13 protein-coding genes are annotated in these 17,941 nt (G+C 69.3%); 6 read left to right on the plus strand and 7 right to left on the minus strand.

What is annotated here, in order from left to right:
* Positions 1-16: 16 nt before the first annotated feature.
* The 4 genes from JIN95_RS02510 (at position 17) to JIN95_RS02525 (ending at position 6,165) form a co-directional block, all read left to right on the plus strand.
* Positions 17-1,291, plus strand: coding sequence for a Single-stranded DNA binding protein (locus JIN95_RS02510; protein WP_200530420.1), 1,275 nt, complete (start codon positions 17-19; stop codon positions 1,289-1,291).
* Positions 1,288-2,961 (plus strand): hypothetical protein, encoded by a 1,674-nt coding sequence (locus JIN95_RS02515; protein WP_200530421.1) that lies wholly within the window; start codon positions 1,288-1,290, stop codon positions 2,959-2,961. Before JIN95_RS02510 ends, JIN95_RS02515 begins: the two co-directional genes overlap by 4 nt.
* Positions 2,961-3,770: a metallophosphoesterase gene (locus tag JIN95_RS02520; RefSeq protein ID WP_200530422.1), complete on the plus strand. Its 810-nt coding sequence runs from the start codon at positions 2,961-2,963 to the stop codon at positions 3,768-3,770. Before JIN95_RS02515 ends, JIN95_RS02520 begins: the two co-directional genes overlap by 1 nt.
* Positions 3,771-4,104: 334 nt before the next feature.
* Positions 4,105-6,165, plus strand: coding sequence for a histidine kinase N-terminal 7TM domain-containing protein (locus JIN95_RS02525; RefSeq protein ID WP_200530423.1), 2,061 nt, complete (start codon positions 4,105-4,107; stop codon positions 6,163-6,165).
* A 21-nt stretch (positions 6,166-6,186) separates the two neighbouring features.
* On the opposite strand, the gene JIN95_RS02530 is transcribed toward JIN95_RS02525, so the two are convergent.
* From JIN95_RS02530 to JIN95_RS02555, 6 genes are all read right to left on the minus strand, one after another.
* Positions 6,187-6,609, minus strand: a complete 423-nt coding sequence (locus tag JIN95_RS02530) for an OB-fold domain-containing protein (protein ID WP_200530424.1) — start codon at positions 6,607-6,609, stop codon at positions 6,187-6,189.
* Entirely contained in the window at positions 6,606-7,766 is a 1,161-nt protein-coding gene (locus JIN95_RS02535) for a thiolase family protein (protein ID WP_200530425.1), read from the minus strand. The genes JIN95_RS02530 and JIN95_RS02535 overlap by 4 nt, the downstream gene beginning before the upstream one ends.
* Positions 7,767-7,860: 94 nt before the next feature.
* A complete protein-coding gene (gene mutL / locus JIN95_RS02540) occupies positions 7,861-10,158 on the minus strand; it encodes a DNA mismatch repair endonuclease MutL (RefSeq protein WP_200530426.1) in 2,298 nt (765 codons plus the stop codon).
* A gap of 512 nt (positions 10,159-10,670) precedes the next feature.
* On the minus strand, positions 10,671-11,732 hold the full coding sequence (locus tag JIN95_RS02545) for an ABC transporter permease subunit (RefSeq protein ID WP_200530427.1): 1,062 nt from the start codon (positions 11,730-11,732) through the stop codon (positions 10,671-10,673).
* Complete coding sequence (locus tag JIN95_RS02550; protein WP_095636378.1) at positions 11,729-12,721, minus strand: sugar ABC transporter permease; 993 nt, start codon at positions 12,719-12,721, stop codon at positions 11,729-11,731. The genes JIN95_RS02545 and JIN95_RS02550 overlap by 4 nt, the downstream gene beginning before the upstream one ends.
* Before the next feature lie 15 nt (positions 12,722-12,736).
* A complete protein-coding gene (locus JIN95_RS02555; protein ID WP_234699150.1) occupies positions 12,737-14,023 on the minus strand; it encodes an extracellular solute-binding protein in 1,287 nt (428 codons plus the stop codon).
* Between the two features lie 196 nt (positions 14,024-14,219).
* Between JIN95_RS02555 and JIN95_RS02560 the strand changes: the two genes are divergently transcribed.
* Positions 14,220-15,353 carry an ABC transporter ATP-binding protein gene (locus tag JIN95_RS02560; protein WP_095636379.1) on the plus strand — a complete coding sequence of 378 codons (1,134 nt, stop codon included), beginning with the start codon at positions 14,220-14,222 and terminating at the stop codon, positions 15,351-15,353.
* Between the two features lie 413 nt (positions 15,354-15,766).
* On the opposite strand, the gene JIN95_RS02565 is transcribed toward JIN95_RS02560, so the two are convergent.
* Positions 15,767-16,798, minus strand: a complete 1,032-nt coding sequence (locus JIN95_RS02565; protein WP_200530428.1) for a glutathione S-transferase family protein — start codon at positions 16,796-16,798, stop codon at positions 15,767-15,769.
* Between the two features lie 297 nt (positions 16,799-17,095).
* Here JIN95_RS02565 and JIN95_RS02570 point away from each other — a divergent pair, with 297 nt between their 5' ends.
* Positions 17,096-17,923: an LLM class flavin-dependent oxidoreductase gene (locus tag JIN95_RS02570; protein WP_200530429.1), complete on the plus strand. Its 828-nt coding sequence runs from the start codon at positions 17,096-17,098 to the stop codon at positions 17,921-17,923.
* The last annotated feature ends 18 nt before the right edge of the window (positions 17,924-17,941 follow it).

The following is a 17,941-nucleotide window of genomic DNA, read 5'->3' on the forward strand; positions in this document are numbered from 1 at the left end:
GTCGAAGCCCGACCCGATGGACGTCAACAGCCATGCCGAGGAGCTCGCCTCCGACCTCGGCGTCGACAAAGAGGAGGTCAAAGAGGACCTGCAGAACCTACTGGAGTACAGCGTCCCGATCGACGAGGCCAAACAGAGCGTCCGCCGGAAGCACGGCGGCGGAGGCGGCGGCTCGTCGCCGACGCCGGACGCCGTCGACGTGGGCGAGATCACCACCGACCACGACGGGGTGACGGTCACCGTCCGCGTGCTCACCCAGGGGACCCGCACGATCCGGTATCAAGGCGACGACCTCACGATCCGCGAGGGGGAGGTCGCCGACGAGACCGGCGTCATCTCCTACACCGCGTGGCAGGACTTCGGGTTCGAACCGGGCGACTCGCTGACGATCGGCAACGCCGGCGTCCGCGAGTGGGAGGGGGCACCGGAGCTCAACCTCAACGACTCCACCACCGTCGCCATCGCCGACGAGCCGGTCGAAGTCGACCAGGAGGTCGGCGGCGACCGGAGCCTCGTCGACATCAATGCGGGCGACCGCGGCCGGAACGTGGAAGTCCGCGTGCTGGAGGTCGACGAGAAGACGATCTCCGGCCGCGACGGCGAGACGGAGATCTTAGAGGGCGTCGTCGGCGACGCCACCGCGAAGCTCCCCTTCACCGACTGGCAGCCCCGGTCGGAACTGACGCCGGGCGCCGACCTCCGGATCGAGGACGTGTACGTCCGGGAGTTCCGGGGGGTCCCGTCGATCAACCTCACCGAGTTCTCGACGGTGACGCCGCTCCCCGACCCGGTCGAGGTCGCCGAGGACGCGCCCCGCCTGTCGGTCGCCGAGGCGGTCGGCTCCGGCGGGATGTTCGACGTGGAGATCGTCGGCAACGTCCTCGAAATCCGTGACGGCTCCGGGCTCATCGAGCGCTGTCCGGAGTGCGGCCGCGTGGTCCAGAACGGGCAGTGCCGGAGCCACGGCGACGTGGACGGCGAGGACGACCTCCGCGTGAAGGCGATCGTCGACGACGGCACCGACACCGTCACCGTCGTCCTCGACGACGAGCTCACCGCCGAGGTGTACGGCGGCGGGCTCGAGGACGCCCTCGAGGCCGCGAAGGACGCGATGGACAAGGAGGTCGTCGCCGAGGCGATCGCCGACTCCCTCGTCGGGCGCGCGTACCGCGTCCGCGGGAACCTCTCGGTCGACGACTACGGCGCCAACCTCGACGCGGCCGAGTTCGAGCTCGCGGACGACGACCCGGCCGACCGCGCCCGCGCCGCGCTCGCGGAGGTGGGCGAATGAGCGACGACGGACCGGGCGCCCGGGAGGTCGCGCACCGCCTGTTCGCCGCCGAGTTCGACGACGCCTCCCTCTCGTACTCCGAGAGCGACGAGGAGCGCGCCCCGAACTACGTGGTCTCCCCCACGGGGGCCCGCGTGAACCGACTGTTCGTCGCCGGCGTGCTCACCGAGGTCGAGCGCGTGAACGACGAGACGCGCCGCGGGCGGGTCGTCGACCCCTCCGGCGCGTTCGTCACCTACGCCGGCCAGTACCAGCCGGAGGCACAGACCTTCTTGGAGCGCGCCGAACCGCCGGCGTTCGTCGCCCTCACCGGGAAGGCGCGAACCTTCGAGCCGGAGGACTCCGACCGCGTGTTCACTTCTGTCCGCCCGGAGAGCCTCAACGCGGTCGACGCCGACACCCGCGACCGCTGGGTGGTCTCCGCGGCGGAGGCCACGCTCGACCGGCTCGCCGTCTTCGCGAAGGCCCTCGACTCCGACCTCCGGGGCGAGGAACTCCGCGCGGCCCTCGAATCGGGCGGCGCGCCGGCGTCGCTGGCGGCGGGAATTCCGAAGGCGATCGCCCACTACGACACCTCGACCGCCTACGTCGAGGCGCTCCGTCGGCTCGCCGTCGACGCCTTAGAGCTGATCGCCGGCGACCGCGACGAGGTCCGCTCGCCCGAGATCGCTCCCGATGAGGGCGGCGAAGCGGCGATCGGTACGCTCCCGGCGACGGACGTGACGATCGAGGCGCCGGCGGGGTCGGTCGGTGGCGGGGAAACGGCGGAGTCGGACTCCGAACCGGACGTTTCCGAATCAGACGAACCGGCCGGAGAGCCGGAATCGACCGATTCCGACTCGATCGGTTCCGAACCCGCCGACACCGCAGCCGACGCAGACACCACCGACGCCGCCGCCGACGCAGACACCACCGACGCCGCCGCCGAATCCACTGACACCGCGGACGCTGCGGACGCCGCGGACGCCGCCGACGTCACCGGCGCCGCCGACGCCGCGCCCGCCGACTCCGGGTCCTCCGGGATCGAGGCCGAATCCGACGACGCCGCGTCCGAGTCCGCCGACCGCGCCGTGGACGAACCGTCGGCCGATCCGGGTGACGAGAGCGACGGACTCGGCGACTTCGACGCCGGGACTGACGACGCCGACTCCGGCGAATCCGGCGACGACGCCGAGGCCGACTTCGACGAGCCGTCGGCCGACCCCGCCTCCGACGAGATGTACGAGCTCGACGAGGCGGAGCGCGAGGAGATCGAGTCGGAGTTCGGGACCGACTTCTCGACCGGGAGCGAGGTCGACGAGCCCGGCGAGGCCGATATCGACGTGCCGGAGCCCGAGGAGATGGACGAGCCCCCGGCCGAAGACGCCGCGGAGCCCGCCGCCGACTCGGAACCGGAGAGCCGGGAACCGGCGACCGATGACGCCGAGACGACCGACGACGCCGAGACGACCGACGACTCCGTGGAGAGCGACGACGTCGACCTCGAAGCCGCGGTCATCGACGCGATGGGCGCGCTCGACGACGGCGACGGGGCCGACCGCGAGGCCGTCGTCGAGGCGGTCGTCGACGACCTCGGCGTCGCCGCCGAGTCGGTCGAGGACGCGATCCAGGACGCGCTGATGAGCGGGAAGTGCTACGAGCCCGGTGACGGCACGCTGAAGCCGATCTGATGGCCCCCGCCGCGTCGCCCGCCGTCGAACCGGTGGTCGGCGAACCCGCGGCCGTGGCCGACCTCGAGGACGAGCGCGCGCTGCTGGTCGCCGACGTGCACGCCGGCATCGAGGTCGGGCTCCGATACGAGCGGGGAGTCGAGCTCGACAGCCGGGCCGACGAGCGCCGAGAGCGCCTCTGCGCCCTGATCGCCGAGACCGACGCCGACCGACTCGTGGTCCTCGGCGACCTCGCGCACCGGATCGCGGCGCCGGAGGGCGACGAGCGCGAGGAGCTGGTCGAGCTGATCCGGGCGGTCACGGACCGCGTCCCGATGACGCTCGTCGAGGGGAACCACGACGCCGGGGTCGCCGAGGCGTTCGCCGAGAACCTCGACGTGATCGGCGCCGGCGGGGGCATACTCGGAGCCAACGGCGGTGATAGCTCGACTGCGGACGCCGGCGTCGGCGTCCTCCACGGCCACACGTGGCCCGAGCCGGACCTGCTCGACGCCGACGTGATCTGCATGGGCCACGAGCACCCGCAGGTCAGGTTGGAGGACGCCGTCGGCGGGTCGCGCGTGGAGCGCGCGTGGCTGCGCGGGACGCTCGATCCGGCGGCGTTCGTGGAGGGCGGCGACGCCGATCCGGGATCCGTCGCCGATCCGCCGGAGCTCGTCGTCTTCCCCGCGTTCAACGAGCGATCGGGCGGCACATGGGTGAACGTCGACGGCCAGTCGTTCCTCGCGCCGTTCCTCCCGGACGCGCTACCGGCCGGCGACGCGTACCTGCTTGACGGGACGCGGCTCGGAGACTACCGACGGGTGTGAGGCGTCGCCGTTGGCCGCGGCCCGATTTTAGCCCGCGACGGATCGATAACGTGTGTGTTCGGCGCTCGCACACGCTGCCTCGGCCCGCTCTCTCGCTCGTCGCCGGTGGTCGAATAGGGGGCGCTTTCACAGGATGTTCTGGTAATTCTCACGAGACAAGAACGGCGTATCGGATCTCGATAGTCGTGAGGGCGGGCGGTGAAACTCTGTTATAGGATGTGTGGGTCAGTTTTTCTGTCCAATGGCGGCGTCGAACGCGAATCAGATAGGGCCATATTACCACGACTGAGAACATGTCCATATATTTATCTGCCGAGGGTGAATTCGACCTCATATGGGGTTTTCACCCGGTATCGTCTCTTGGGTCCTGTTCGGTATCTCCGGGCTGAACCTCGGCATCGCCGCCGTCGCGGTCCGGCGCAGAGAGGTGCGCGGCGCGGTCGCGTTCTCGCTGGTGATGATCTGCGTGTCTCTCTACTCGCTGGGCACCGGAATCCGCGCCGGGAGCACGACGCTCTCGCTGTATCAGGTCGGGACGGTGGTCAAATTCGCCGGGATCCTCGGACTCGGGCCGACCCAACTCCGCTTCGGACTCATATACACCGGCCGGGAGTCCCTCCTCACTCGTCGCCGCTGGGCGCTCCTGCTCGCGTGGCCAGCCGCCGTCCTCGCGCTCGTCGCGACCGCACCGGCACACGACCTGCTCTGGACTGTTCACGGGTTCAGCAGCGCCGCTCCGCTGGCTGCGGTCGACCGAGCGAACGGGCCGCTGTTTTGGCTGGCGCTGGCGTACACCTACACCCTGATACTCACCACGTACTCGTTGCTGCTCGTCTTCGGGGTCAGGCGCGGCGGACAATACCGCACGCAGGTCCTGTTGATGCTCTCCGGCGGAATCATCCCGGTCATCGGCAGTTTCCTCCTCCTGTACAGCGGTAACCTGTCGACGGCCTTCGACCCGACCGCGTTCGCCAACACGGCCACCGGCGTCGTGTTCGCCGTCGCGCTCTTCGGGTTCGGCTTCCTCGACCTGGCTCCCGTCGCGAGGCATACCCTCGTCGACGAGATGGTCGACCCGGTGTACGTCGTCGACATCGACGATCGCGTCGTCGACGTGAACGTGGCCGGTATGGAACTTCTCGACGAGGGTGTGGATAAGCCGGTCGGACGACCGGCCGCCGAGGTCGTTCCGCTGTACGACTCGTTCCACGGGAACACCGACGACGCCGACTCGGACGTGACCGTCGAACGCGACGGGTCGCTTCGATTCTTCGACATCAACCGAACGACGTTGACCGACCGGAGCGGAGCGACGATCGGGTCGCTGTTGATCTACCGCGACGTCACCGATCGACACATCGCCGAAGAGCGGTTCAAACGGCTCATCGAACAGTCTTCGGATGTCATCGCGGTGATCGACGAGGATGGAGATGTCACGTACGTTAGCCAGTCGGTCGAAGAGATTCTCGGCTACGTGCCGACGGCGTTGATCGGTGCGAACGTCATCAAGAATGTTCACCCCAACGACCGAGACGAACTTCGCGCCGAACTCTCCGCTCACGGCACCGAATACGGATACACAAGCTCCTACAGGGTCAGGTTCCGCCACGCCGACGGAGAATGGCGGGTCCTCGAAGTGCGGGCGCGGAACCTCCTCGATGACCAGTTCGTGGAGGGTATCGTGCTGAACTCCCGCGACGTCACCGAAAAGGAGCGGCAGAAGCGGCGGCTGGAACGGCAGAACGAGCGGCTCGACCAGTTCGCCAGCATCGTCTCGCACGACCTCCGAAACCCGCTGAACGTCGCGACCGGCCACGTCGATATGCTCGAATCTGACGCCGGAAGCGAGCAGGGAGACTCCATCGAGACGGTTCAGCGTCAGCTCGAGCGGATGGAGGCGATCATCAGCGACGCCCTCACGCTGGCTCGGTCGGGTGAGGTGATCTCCGAAGCCACTGAGGTGCGGCTCGAGGACATCGCCCACACCGCGTGGCAGAACGTCGACACCGCCGAGGCCGACCTGGTCGTCGACACGTCGCTCGCCCTCGACGCTGACAGGGACCGGCTGCTCAACGTCTTCGAGAACCTGTATCGGAACAGCGCCGAACACAACGAGACGACGGGTCTGACCGTTCGGGTCGGGTCGCTTCCCGAGACGTTCGGTTTCTACGTCGAGGACACCGGCACGGGGATCCCCGAGGACAAACGCGATCAGGTGCTCGAACAGGGGTACACGACCAACCGGGAGGGGACCGGGTTCGGGCTCGCGATCGTCAGGGACATCGTCAGGGCGCACGGGTGGCAGATCACGGTCTCGGAAAGCGACGAGGGCGGCGCGAGGTTCGAGATCGAGTGCTCCGAGGTACCGCTGGAAGAGCAGCCGGCAACAGCCTGAGCACCCGGCCCCGCCGGCCCCTCAGAGCGGCCGGAACCTGAACCCGTCCCACCTCTGGCTCTCCGGCTCGCGGATGCCGGCGCCCGGCTCGCGGAGCTCGTCGGCGTAGACGGGCTCGACGCGGTCGCCGATGTCGACGTCGAACGTCTCGCCGGAACCGTCCTCCCGCTCGGCTATCTGCCCGAGCGCGCGGACCGCCGGGCCGTCGTACGCCTCGCCCATGTCGAACTCGACGATGGCGAGGGTGTTGGGCTCGCGGACGCCGGGGGGCGTCGCCGTCGAGGTCGTCCACGTGAGGACCCGCCCCTCGTACTCGCGGAGGTCGACCGTGCCGACGCGCTCGGCGCCGTTCGGGCTCACTGTGTGGGGCGGGTACGTGACGGTGCCGTCCGCGTACTCCGCCGCTTCGAAGGTCTGTTCGTCCGCCTGGGTGTGTTCGCTCATTGGGTGCCCTCCAGAATCGTCGTGGTCACGCAGTTCCCAAACCCGCCGACGTTGCAGGCGAGCCCGGTGTCGGCCTCGACCTGCCGCGGGCCGGCGTTCCCGGTGACCTGTTCGTATATCTCGTACACCTGTGCGACGCCGCTGGCGCCGAGGGGGTGTCCCTTCGACTTGAGCCCGCCGGAGGTGTTGATCGGGAGTTCGCCGTCGCGGTCGGTGACGCCCTCCTCGACCGCCTTCCAGCCCTCGCCCTTCTCGAAGAAGCCGAGGTCCTCGCTCTGGAGGAACTCGAGGATGGTGAACATGTCGTGGAGCTCCGCCACGTCGACGTCGTCCGGGCCGATATCCGCCATCTCGTAGGCGATGTCGGAGGAGTCGACGACTCCCCCCATCGTCGTCGGGTCCGCGCGCTCGTGGACGACGTGGGTGTCGGTGGCGCCGCCGATCCCCGAGACGACCGCGTACTCGTCCTCGGGGACGTACTCCGCGGCGACCGACTCCGGACAGAACACGAGCGCGGCCGAGCCGTCCGTGATCGGACAGAAGTCGTACAGCCGGAGGGGGTCGGCGACGATCGGCGACTCGAGCACCGTGTCGAGGCCGACCTCCTTCTGGAACTGCGCGTGGGGGTTGTCCACGCCGTTCCGGTGGTTCTTCACCGCGACCTTCCCGAGGCTCTCGCGGGGGGCGTCGTACTCGTCGAGGTAGAGCCGCGCCGTGAGCCCCGCGAAGGAGGGGAGCGTGACGCCCTGCTTGTATTCGACCGGATGGGTGAGCGACGCGATCACGTCGGTCGCCTCCGAGGTCGTGCGGTGCGTCATCTTCTCGCCGCCGACGAGCATGGTGAGGTCCGACGCGCCGGAGGCGACCGACTGCCACGCGGCGTACACCCCGGCGCCCCCCGAGGAGGAGGTCTGGTCGATCCGGGCGGTGTAGGCCGGCTGGGCCGCCAGGTCGTGGGCGAGCGCGTTCGGGACGCCGGTCTGGCCCTCGAACTCGCCGCTGGCCATGTTCGAGACGTACAGGTGATCGAGGTCGTCGCCGTCGATCCCGGCGTCGTCGAGCGCGGCCGCGCCCGCCTCCGCCAGCAGCTCTCGCACCCACGCGTCACGTTGCCCGAACGGGGTCATCGACGCGCCGATGATCGCTACGCGTTCCATACCCGTGGGTCCACGGCGCCCGCCTAAAGCGTATCTCTCTGCGGTCGCCGAGCGACCGACTTCTCCACCTCGTCTCCTTCTCGTCTCCCCGCCGCTACTCCGCGCGGCGCCCGGCGTGACCCGGGTAGTCGCGCTCGAACCGTGAGCCGATCTCGTCGCGGTCGAGCCGGATCACGACCGGCCGCCCGTGCGGGCAGGCGTACGGGTTCTCGCAGGCGTCGAGCCGGTCGAGCAGGTCGACGACCGACCCCTCCGTCAGCGAGGTGTTCCCGGTCACGGAGGGGTAACACGCGAGATCCGCGAGCAGCTCGTCGACCACGTCGGTCACCGGATTGTCGCCCGCACCCGCGTCGTCGACGAGCGCGGAGAGCACGTCCCGGACGAGCGCCGGGTCGAGCGCGGCGTCGAAGACAGCCGGGACCGACCGGACGACCGCCTCGCGCTCGCCCGCGCGCTCGGCGCGGAACCCGATTCCGGCGAGGTCGTCGACGAACTCCTCGAACAGCGCCGCCTCCCGCGCGGTGAGCTCGATCCGGACGGGCTCGGCGAGCGCCTGCGCGGCCGCGCCGTCGGCGAAGGCGGCCTGCAGCCGCTCGTAGTTCACCCGCTCGTCGGCGGCGTGCTGGTCGATCAGCACGAGCCCGTCCGGCGCCTCCGCGACGACGTACGTCTCATGAAGCTGTCCGAGCACCCGCAGCGGCGGGAGCGAGTCGTAGGTTCGCTCCGCGCTCGTCGACTCGCCGGCGAGGGTCCGCTGGGCGGTCGCGGCCGGACGCGAGTCGGTGGTCGGGTCTCGTCGCTCGTCCGGCGCGTCGGCGCTCGGGCTCGGCACGGCGTCGGTCGACGCAGGTCCCTCGGTGTCGTCCGACGCCGAGTCACCGAACCGCTTGAGCCCCTCGGGCTCTCCCGCGTCGCTCTCGGGGTCCGTCTCGATCGTGGCGCCGGCGACGGTATCACCGTCGTCCCTCTCGGTTCCCTCGGTCTCGTCCGCGTCAGACTGCCAGCTCCGCGGCGAGGGCCGGTCGGACGCGGAACCAGTTGACTCAGCGGACCCGAGGGAGCCGGGCGAGTCGGCGTCGCGGTCGCCGGGCGAGCCAACCGGATCGGTGGCGTCGTCCGAGCCCACGTCGCCGACCGCCCACGCCTCCTCGTCGGTGGGGTCCAGTTCGGACGCGGAAGCGGCGGCTCCGGAGTCCGGGTCACCGCTTCCCCGCCCCTCGTCGTTTCCGCCGTCCCCGTTCTCCCGGTTTCCGATCGCGGCGCGCTCGTGGTCGGTCCCGGCGCCGCCGACGGCCTCGGTCTCGGGCCCTTCGGGGCTGATCTCGGTCTGATCCGGGGCCGACTCCCCCCGCGGCGCGGTCGACCGGATCAGCCCGTGGTCCAGCAGGGCCTCCTCGACCGCCTCCTCCACGGCGTCGCGCACCGCCGGCTCCTCGTCGAACCGGACCTCCAGCTTCCGGGGGTGGACGTTCACGTCGACGTCGCCGGGCGGGACCTCGACGAAGAGCACCGCGAAGGGGTACCGGTCGGGCGCGAGCTGGCCGCCGTACGCGTCGAGGACCGCCTCGCGCAGGGCGCTCGCGGTGACGTACCGACCGTTGACGTAGGTCGCGAGGTACTCGCGGGTCGACCGGGTCGTCTCGGGGTGCGAGACGAGCCCGGAGACGCCGCGGACCGGCGGGTCGGTAGTTGAACTGTCCGGCTCCCACTCCACGTCCACCATCGCCTCCGCGACCTCGCGGCCGTAGACGGCGAGGACGGCCGACCGGAGGTCGCCGTTCCCCTCGGTCGCGAACGTCTCCCGCCCATCGTGTTCCAGCGAGACGGCGACGTCGGGGTTCGCCAGCGCGTAGCCGGTGACGACCGTGTTGATCCGGTCGAACTCGGTCGCGGTCCGCTTGAGGAACTTCTTGCGGGCGGGGGTGTTATAGAAGAGGTCGTCGACCTCGACGGTCGTCCCCTCCGGGCAGCCGGCGGGGCGCACGTCGCCCACGTCGCCCCCCTCGACCGTTATCTCCGCGCCCGCGTCGGCGCCGGGCGGGCGGGACCGGACGGTGAGGCGCGAGACCGCGCCGACGGTGTACAGCGCCTCGCCGCGGAAGCCGAGGGTACCGACGCCATGGTCGAGGTCCTCGATGTCGCCGATCTTCGAGGTGGCGTGCTCCGCCACCGCCGCCTCCAGTTGGTCGGGGGGGATGCCGACGCCGTCGTCGCGGACGCGGATCCCCTCGGTGCCGCCGGCCTCGACCGACACGGCCACGCGCGTCGCGCCCGCGTCGAGGCTGTTCTCGATCAGCTCCTTGACGACGCTGGCCGGGCGCTCGACGACCTCGCCGGCCGCGATGCGCTGGACGGTCCGCTCGTCCAACCGCTCGATGTTCGGCGGCTCCATTGTTACTCCGGTCGGGCGAGCGCGCACTTGAACCCGTTGTCGCCGGCGGCGACGGGAAGTGGTCTGCTCGTCTGGACACGGTGTTACTTATAAGTGAATCGCGGTGGCGCGTGCCTGCGAGCGGTCGCCCACGGCGACCGGGAGCAGCACGCGCGAGGGAGTCGCTGGCTCCCGGAGCAACGCGGAGGGTGCCAGCGACGAGGCTGGGGAGGCATGAGGTGCGGTTGCGGGGCGGTTGGGCGGGACTCAAAGGGGCGGCCGTGAGGGCGGCGTAGGCGATGTAAGCACCGCAGCGAAGGAGCGTGTGCGACTGAGCGAGGAGCGCAACGAGCGTACGCCGCCCTCACGGCTGGGGCTTTGACGGTGTTGACGGCGGAGTCATCGTTCACGTACAACCGAGCGACTGGGGCTTTGACGCTGATAACCGCCGAGCCGTGGTCTACGCCTTCGGAGTCCCAAAAACCGTAAGAACGAGAGAACGCAGAACGCAGGGAAGCGGGACCGAACCCCGCCTATCCCTCCATCCCGCCGAACGACAGGCCGTCTTCGACGGAGCGCTGCGCCGCGAAGTAGACGATCGCGACGGGGAGCGCGAACAGGTTCGCGAACGCCGCGAACTGCGTCCACGGCGTGGAGAACCGCCCCTGCGTCGCGATGTTGTACAGCTCCACCGACAGCGGGTAGTTCTCGGGGCGCAGCAGCGTCTGCGCGATGATGAACTCGTTCCAGCCCGCGAGCCAGACGAAGATGAGCACGACGGCGAGCCCCGGCTTCGTCAGCGGGAGGATCACCTCCCGGATCGTGTCGAGGAAGCTCGCGCCGTCGACCATCGCCGCCTCCTCGTAGGAGACGGGGATGTTGTCCATGTACGTCTTCAACAGCCACGTGTTGAACGGGATCGCCGACGCGGCGTAGAACAGCCCCAAGATGAAGAGGTTGTTCGTGAGCCCGTACGTGCTGAACAGCGAGTAGAGGGCGACGAGCGTCGCGATCGACAGCCCGGCGCCGATCTGCGTGAACAGGACGTACCCGTAGAGGATCCGCTTGCGACCGATGAACTGCCGGCGCGAGAACGCGTACGCGGCCGGGACGATCATCCCGAACCCGGCGGCGAGCGTCACGCTGACGATGTAGAGGCTGTTGAACAGCGCGCCGGGCCCGGTGTCGGTGCCGACCCACCGGACACTCACGAGCCCGCTTCCGCCGCCGAGGACGAGCTGGGGGTACCCCCAGTCGCCGTCGACGAAGAAGAAGTCGGACTCGAAGATCACCCACCGGTAGGCGTCGAGGTTGTACGTCGACGGGTCGGGGAAGATGCCGCCGGTGTTGAACAGCCGCGTCCCCTCCGCGAGCGACGCGGTCGTGATCCAGAACAGCGGGAACAGCAGCACGAGCACCATCGTGAGCCCGAACAGCGTCATCAGGACGCTCTTGGTCACGTCCCACGCGGTGCGGTTCCCCGTGCGCACGTCGTAGACGGCCCGCTGGACCATGACGACGAAGCGCTTCGGGGCGGTGGCGAGCGCGACGAGCTTCGCGCGGACCAGCGCCAGGAGGGCGGCGAGCGCGCTCATTCGTCACCCACCCCCTCGGCGAGGCCGCCGTAGCGCACGGCGACGTACATGAACAGCCCGACGAACGCGATGCCGACGATCAAGATCGCGGCCGAGAGGCCGAACTGGTTGAACGTGATCGCCTCGCGGTAGCCGTACACGATGATCAGCTCGTTCTGTCGCGACGGGCCGCCCTGGTTGAACACCCACGGGATCAGGAACTGCTGGAACGAGGTCGCGGCCGTGAGGATCGACGCGAACAGCACCGGCCCCTTGATCGCGGGCAGCGTGACGGTGCGGAACCGCTCTAACGCGCCCGCCCCATCGACCATCGCGGCCTCGTGGAGCGACCGGGGCACGTCCTGCAGCGCGCTCACGATGATGATCACCATGAACGGGTACGCCAGCCACACCTCCGTGGTGACGTACGCAAAGAAGGCCTCCCACCGACCGCTGAGGAAGCCGATCGGCACGTCGAACAGGAGGAGTTCGGGCGCCGACAGCGACGACATGACGTCGTTGTACCGGCCCAGGATCGTGTTGAACACGCCGAAGCGCGCGTCGCTGAACATGCCGCGCCAGACGGTGATCGTGAAGATGCCGGGGAACCCCAGCGGGACGATCACCGCCGCGCGCATGTACCGCTTGCCGGCGACGCGCACGTGGTTCAACAGGAGGGCGATCCCCACCGCCAGAAGCACCTTGATCACGAGCGAGACGGCGACGAACAGCCACGTCGTCGTCATCGACGTCCAGAACTGCGAGTCGCCGATGAGCTGGACGTAGTTCGCGAGGCCGATCAGCTCGGCGCCCCCGCCGATCACCGACCCGGCGAACGTCGCGTCGGTGAGCGAGATGTAGAAGAGATAGAAGATCGGGTACAGCATGAAACTCGAGAAGAGGAGCACGCCGGGAGCGACGAGGAGGAGCCCCCAGTCGCGGTTGGAGAAGGGCAGCGCTGATCGGAGGCGCGACAGCCCGCCGCCGGTGCCGATTTGCGAAGAGGCCATGGCTCCGGAGGGGAGCTACAGCGCCTCCCGGATCTCGGAGGCGGCCTGGTCGAGGGCGGCGTCGCCGTCCTGCTCGCCGTTGAAGACGCGTTCCAGCGCCTCCGTCACCGGCGTCCAGACGCTGTCCATGTCCGGGTGCGACGGGATCGGGACGCCGTGGTCGACCTGCCGCGCGAACGCCTGCACCTCGGCGGAGAGGTCGTCGTTGTCCACGGCGTCGGCGAGGACGGGAATGTACCCCTGCTCGTCGGCGTTGGTCAGGACGATGTCCTCGTTGGTGGTGTACCACTCGGCGAGCCCCGTCGCGGCGTCGACGGTCGAGGCGTCGGCGTCCGCGAGCATCGACGAGAAGTAGAACAGCTGAATCCCGGAGTACGTCCGCGGGTTGTTGCCCTCGACGGTCGGCAGCGTCGTGACCCCGAGGTTGTCGATCTCGCCCTGGAGGTTACCGAGCTCCCACGGGCCGTTGATCGCGAACGGCGCGAGCCCGTCGGCGAACGCGACGATCTGCGACTCGTAGCCCGGGTCGGACGGGATGTACTCGAACAGGGTCTGGAGCGCGTCGATCCCCTGTTTACACGCGTCGCTGTCGACGCCGACCTCGAGGTTCGACTCGTCGAACAGGTCGCCGCCGTACGCCTGGATGAACCCGCTGGCGAAGTAGGGGTCCGTGGCGGGGTACGAGAGGCCGTACTGACCGTTCTCCGGGTCGTGGTGCTCGTCCATGATCGAGACCATCTCCGCCATGGTCTCCGGCGGCTCGTCGACCAGGTCCTCGTTGTAGAACAGCGCGACCGTCTCAGACGCGAACGGGAGCCCGTAGAGCCCGCCGTCGAACTGCGCCGCCTCCTGTGCCGTCTCGGTGTAGTCGTCGAGCGAAACGTCGATGTCGTCGCTCGCGTCGTAGAGGAACGGCGGGTCCTCGCGGACCGCGAACCGGCCGACCCAGTCGTGCGCCCAGATCCACGAGTCCGGGCCGTCGCCCGCCGGGATCGCCGTTTCGAGCTGTTCGTCGAGCTCGCCGCCGGGCGCCTCCTTGTTGATCGTGTCGCCGGTCTCGGACTCGTACTGGCCGATGTACTCCGAGAGCGCCTCGTCCTCGGCGTCGGCGAGGTCGACCCACAGCCGCGCGGATCCGCCGCTGCCGCCGTCGGAACCGTCGGAGCCGTCGCTACCGTCGGAACCATCGCTACCGTCAGAGCCGTCGCCGCCGTCGCCGCCGGTGCTGATACAGCCCGCGAGCGCCGCGAGCGCGGTCGATCCCCCCATCGCCTTCAGGAGCGTTCTGCGTTTCTCGTTCATGTGACTACAACAAACGATGAATTACATATTCATACATTTAGTACTTTGGGTCGGATTCGCAGGGGCTCCGGATAAACGCGGTTCGACGCCGATCGCACCGCGATCAGCGCGCACTCGATATTCGAGATGAGATCGTTCCTCACATATCTGAAAAACAGCAAAGAACTAATATGCCAGTAGGTCCGTTCTCATGGAAATGGCACGAGTCACGCTCGACACGCTCCGGAAGGAGTTCGACCGGGGGACCATCGTCGCCGTCGACGACCTCGACCTGGAGATCGAGGACGGGGAGTTCGTGACCGTCGTCGGCCCGTCGGGCTGCGGGAAGACGACCACGCTCCGGATGGTCGCGGGGCTAGAGGAGCCCACCTCGGGCGCCGTCCGGTTCGACGACGAGGACGTCACGGAGGTCCACGCGAAGGAGCGCCCGGTCGCGATGGTGTTCCAGAACTACGCGCTGTACCCTCACAAGACGGTCATGGAAAACATGGCGTTCGGGCTCAAGATGAGCACCGACATGACGGAGGACGAACGGCGCGAGCGCGTGACCGAGATGGCCGAGATGATGGGGATCGAGGACCTGCTCGACGACAAGCCGGACGAGCTCTCCGGCGGGCAGAAGCAGCGCGTCGCGCTCGGCCGCGCCATCGCCCGCGAGCCCGAGGTGTTCCTGTTCGACGAGCCGCTCAGCAACCTCGACGCCAAGCTCCGCACCGAGATGCGCGCGGAGATACAGAAGCTCCAGAAGGAGTTCGGCGTCACCGCGATGTACGTCACTCACGACCAGGAGGAGGCGATGACGATGGGCGATCGCCTCGCGATCTTGAACGACGGGAAGCTCCAGCAGGTCGGGAAGCCGACGGAGGTGTACGAGAACCCGGTCAACGAGTTCGTCGCCGGCTTCATCGGTTCGCCCTCGATGAACTTCGTCGACGTGACGGTCGAGACCGACGGCTCGTCGGCGACGATCCGCAACGACGATGTCGGGCTCGCCTTCGAGCTCAGCGACGAGTACGTCGCGGGCCACGCGCTGGAGAACGCCCCGTACACGCTCGGGATCCGCCCCGAGAACATTCGGATCGTGGAGGAGCCGACCGGCGACGAGACGCTCGCCTCGACCGTCGAGGTCGTCGAACCGATCGGTTCCGACAACTACGTCCACCTCGCGGTCAACGACGACTTCCTCGCGCGGTCGCCCCCGGACGTCAAGCCCGAGGCCGGCGACGAGGTGGGCGTGGTGTTCGAGGAGGAGAGCATCCACCTGTTCGACGCCGAGACCGGCGAGGACGTGTTCCTGACCGACGAGGAGATCGCGGCCGCAGTGGCCTGATACGGAGCGGTTCCGGATCGGTGGGTTCGCGCGGAATCTCGGAATGCGCCGGTCGTCACGGTCGACGATGCCTTATAAACGGTTACTGTCGGATCGGCGGTGAAGACTCTCAAAGCCCCAGCCACGAGGCCGGCGCACGCTCGCTGCGCTCCTCACTCGGTCGCTCACGTTGTTCGCTCCCTCGTTCCGGTGCTTGCGTCGCCTGCGCCGGCCTCGTGGCTGCCCCTTTGAGTCCCGCCCCCCACAGCACCGCACCTCACGCCTCCCCAGCCTCGTCGGCGGCTCTCGTTGGTCGCCGCCGACTCCCTCGCGCGTGCTTCTCGGCCGCGGGGGCGGCCTCAAAGGCACGCGCCACCGCACTAACAGGATTCAAAAGTCGACTTATAAACCGCTCCGTCTGCTGCCTCAGTCCCTCAGTCCGCCGCGTCGGGCGTCGGCGCCTCGCCGCCGAGCCGGTCGCGGTCGTGGTCGGCCTCGAAGTCGAGGTCCGGGCCGCGCGCGATGATCCCGGACGGCGTCACGTCCGGGTGGGTCGTGTAGTAGTGCTCCTTGATGTGGCTCATGTTCACCGTCTCGGCGACGCCCGCGGTCTGGTAGAGGTCGCGCAGGTACGGCCAGAGGTGCTCGTACTGGTGAACGAACTGCTTGTTACACATGAAGTGGGTGTGGTACACCTGATCGAACCGGACCAGCGTCGTGAACATGCAGATGTCCGCCTCGGTCAGCGAGTCGCCGACGAGGTAGCGCTGGTCCGCGAGGTGCTCGTTCCAGCGGTCGAGCGCGCCGAACAGCTCGTCGATCGCCTCGTCGTAGGCCCCCTGCGACTTCGCGAACCCGGCGCGGTAGACGCCGTTGTTGACGGGCTCGTAGATGTCGGTGATCACCTGGTCGACCGCCGCGACGGTCGCCTCGTCGTCGGGACCGGGCAGCAGCGACGCGTCGTTGCCGAACTCGTCGAAGGCGGTCGAGAGCATGCGGAGCACCTCGCGCGACTCGTTGTTGACGATCGTCTCCTCCTCGGTGTCCCACAGCACGGGGACGGTCACCCGACAGGTGGCGTCGGGGTCGGCCGCGACGTACAGCTCGCGGAGGTAGTCGCTGCCGTGAAGCTTGTCGGGCGTACACCCCTCCTTCTCGGGGGTGAACTGCCAGCCATCCTCGGCGCGGTACGGGTCGACGACCGAGACGCCGATCGCGTCCTCCAACCCGAGCAGCGACCGCGCGAGCAAGGTGCGGTGCGCCCACGGGCAGGCGTACGAGACGTACAGGTGGTACCGCCCCGCCTCGGGCTGGAACCGCTCGTCCGGCTCGGCGTCGACGTGGTCGGGCACGTCGCTGCCGGCGATCCAGTTCCGGAAGGTCGTCTCGCCGCGCTGGAACGACCCCTCATCGTCGGTCGCCTCGTACGCGTCGGTCCGCCACTCGCCGTCGACGAGCTGATTCATACCCGATCGTACGGGCGCGAGCCCCATAACGTGGGCGGGGACGCGCGCGTCACCGGGCCCTCATCGCTGGCCCCTCGCGCCAGACGACCGCACCGCCGGCAATATTGCCGCGTCGCGACGGGTTTATGCGACGCACGCGACTACCGACTGCCAGTCATGGCCGCACAGGCGATGGATCGCGTTCCGCGATCGTGATGAGGTCTCTTCCGTGAGTATCGACAGTACGCGCCGAGCCGACGACTCGCCCCCGAGAGCCGTCGCTCCGCCGACCGCGCCGTCGACCGAGGTGATCGCCCGATGCTGACCGGCCGCGAGGCGGTCGCCCGGACCGGCATCGACGCCGCGGCGCTGAAGCCCGCCGAGTGCGACGTCTCCCGCGCGGTCGACCTCCCGGTCGATCGGGTGACGATCGACTACGAGGGCCGCGAGCACCTCCCGGACGCGGCGACGCTCGACCGGCTGGCCGCGGCGACGGAGCTGTACGTCACCACCCCGGTGCGGGCCGACGGGTTCGACCCGCTCGGGGACGACTCGCTCGTCGGCGAGATCCCGGACGCCGCCCGCCGGGTGCTCGTCGCGGGCCACGGCGCCTACCTTTCGGAGGAGGAGTCGTCGCGCGCGGTCGCCCCGCGGCTCGGGGCCGCGCGGCGCGACGCCCCCGACGCGTGGGTCGGCACGGAGGGCGTCGAACGCGTCGCGCTCGCGGCGGGCGGGACCCAGTTCGAGCTGCTCACCCGGTCGACCGACCGGGACGTGCGCGCGCTCCGCGCCGCCGGGTTCGAGGGCGAGGTCGCCGTCTACGCGCCGACCGTCCTGACCGACGACGAGGACGCCGTCCTCGACGCCGTGGGCGCGTACGTCTCCCGGCGCCGCCCCGTCGCTCGCGCGCTGCCGGACGGGGACGGAGACGGGGCCGACGGAGCCGACGGAGCCGACGGCGACGGGCCCCCGACCGACTCGTCGGCGACGGGGCGCGCCCGCGAGGTGCTCTCGGCGGCCGCGCGCGACTTCGCGCTCGTCGGGTCGCCCGAGACGGTCCGCGAGCGCGTCGACGACCTCCGCGAGGCCGGCGTCGACCACGTGGTCGGCTACCCCGCACGCGGGATCGACGAGTTTCTGGCGTAGCGCCGGTTCCCCCTCGCC

Origin of the sequence: Halorubrum sp. LN27 (assembly GCF_016635065.1) — an archaeon.
GTDB classification, from domain to species: Archaea; Halobacteriota; Halobacteria; order Halobacteriales; family Haloferacaceae; genus Halorubrum; species Halorubrum salipaludis.

Excerpts from the sequence above, each read along its gene's own strand:
- JIN95_RS02510 (WP_200530420.1), top strand. The coding sequence starts at position 17 with ATGGACGTCAACAGCCATGCCGAGGAGCTCGCCTCCGACCTCGGCGTC.
- JIN95_RS02515 (WP_200530421.1), top strand. The coding sequence starts at position 1,288 with ATGAGCGACGACGGACCGGGCGCCCGGGAGGTCGCGCACCGCCTGTTC.
- JIN95_RS02520 (WP_200530422.1), top strand. The coding sequence starts at position 2,961 with ATGGCCCCCGCCGCGTCGCCCGCCGTCGAACCGGTGGTCGGCGAACCC.
- JIN95_RS02525 (WP_200530423.1), top strand. The coding sequence starts at position 4,105 with ATGGGGTTTTCACCCGGTATCGTCTCTTGGGTCCTGTTCGGTATCTCC.
- JIN95_RS02530 (WP_200530424.1), bottom strand. The coding sequence starts at position 6,609 with ATGAGCGAACACACCCAGGCGGACGAACAGACCTTCGAAGCGGCGGAG.
- JIN95_RS02535 (WP_200530425.1), bottom strand. The coding sequence starts at position 7,766 with ATGGAACGCGTAGCGATCATCGGCGCGTCGATGACCCCGTTCGGGCAA.
- mutL (WP_200530426.1), bottom strand. The coding sequence starts at position 10,158 with ATGGAGCCGCCGAACATCGAGCGGTTGGACGAGCGGACCGTCCAGCGC.
- JIN95_RS02545 (WP_200530427.1), bottom strand. The coding sequence starts at position 11,732 with ATGAGCGCGCTCGCCGCCCTCCTGGCGCTGGTCCGCGCGAAGCTCGTC.
- JIN95_RS02550 (WP_095636378.1), bottom strand. The coding sequence starts at position 12,721 with ATGGCCTCTTCGCAAATCGGCACCGGCGGCGGGCTGTCGCGCCTCCGA.
- JIN95_RS02555 (WP_234699150.1), bottom strand. The coding sequence starts at position 14,023 with ATGAACGAGAAACGCAGAACGCTCCTGAAGGCGATGGGGGGATCGACC.
- JIN95_RS02560 (WP_095636379.1), top strand. The coding sequence starts at position 14,220 with ATGGCACGAGTCACGCTCGACACGCTCCGGAAGGAGTTCGACCGGGGG.
- JIN95_RS02565 (WP_200530428.1), bottom strand. The coding sequence starts at position 16,798 with ATGAATCAGCTCGTCGACGGCGAGTGGCGGACCGACGCGTACGAGGCG.
- JIN95_RS02570 (WP_200530429.1), top strand. The coding sequence starts at position 17,096 with ATGCTGACCGGCCGCGAGGCGGTCGCCCGGACCGGCATCGACGCCGCG.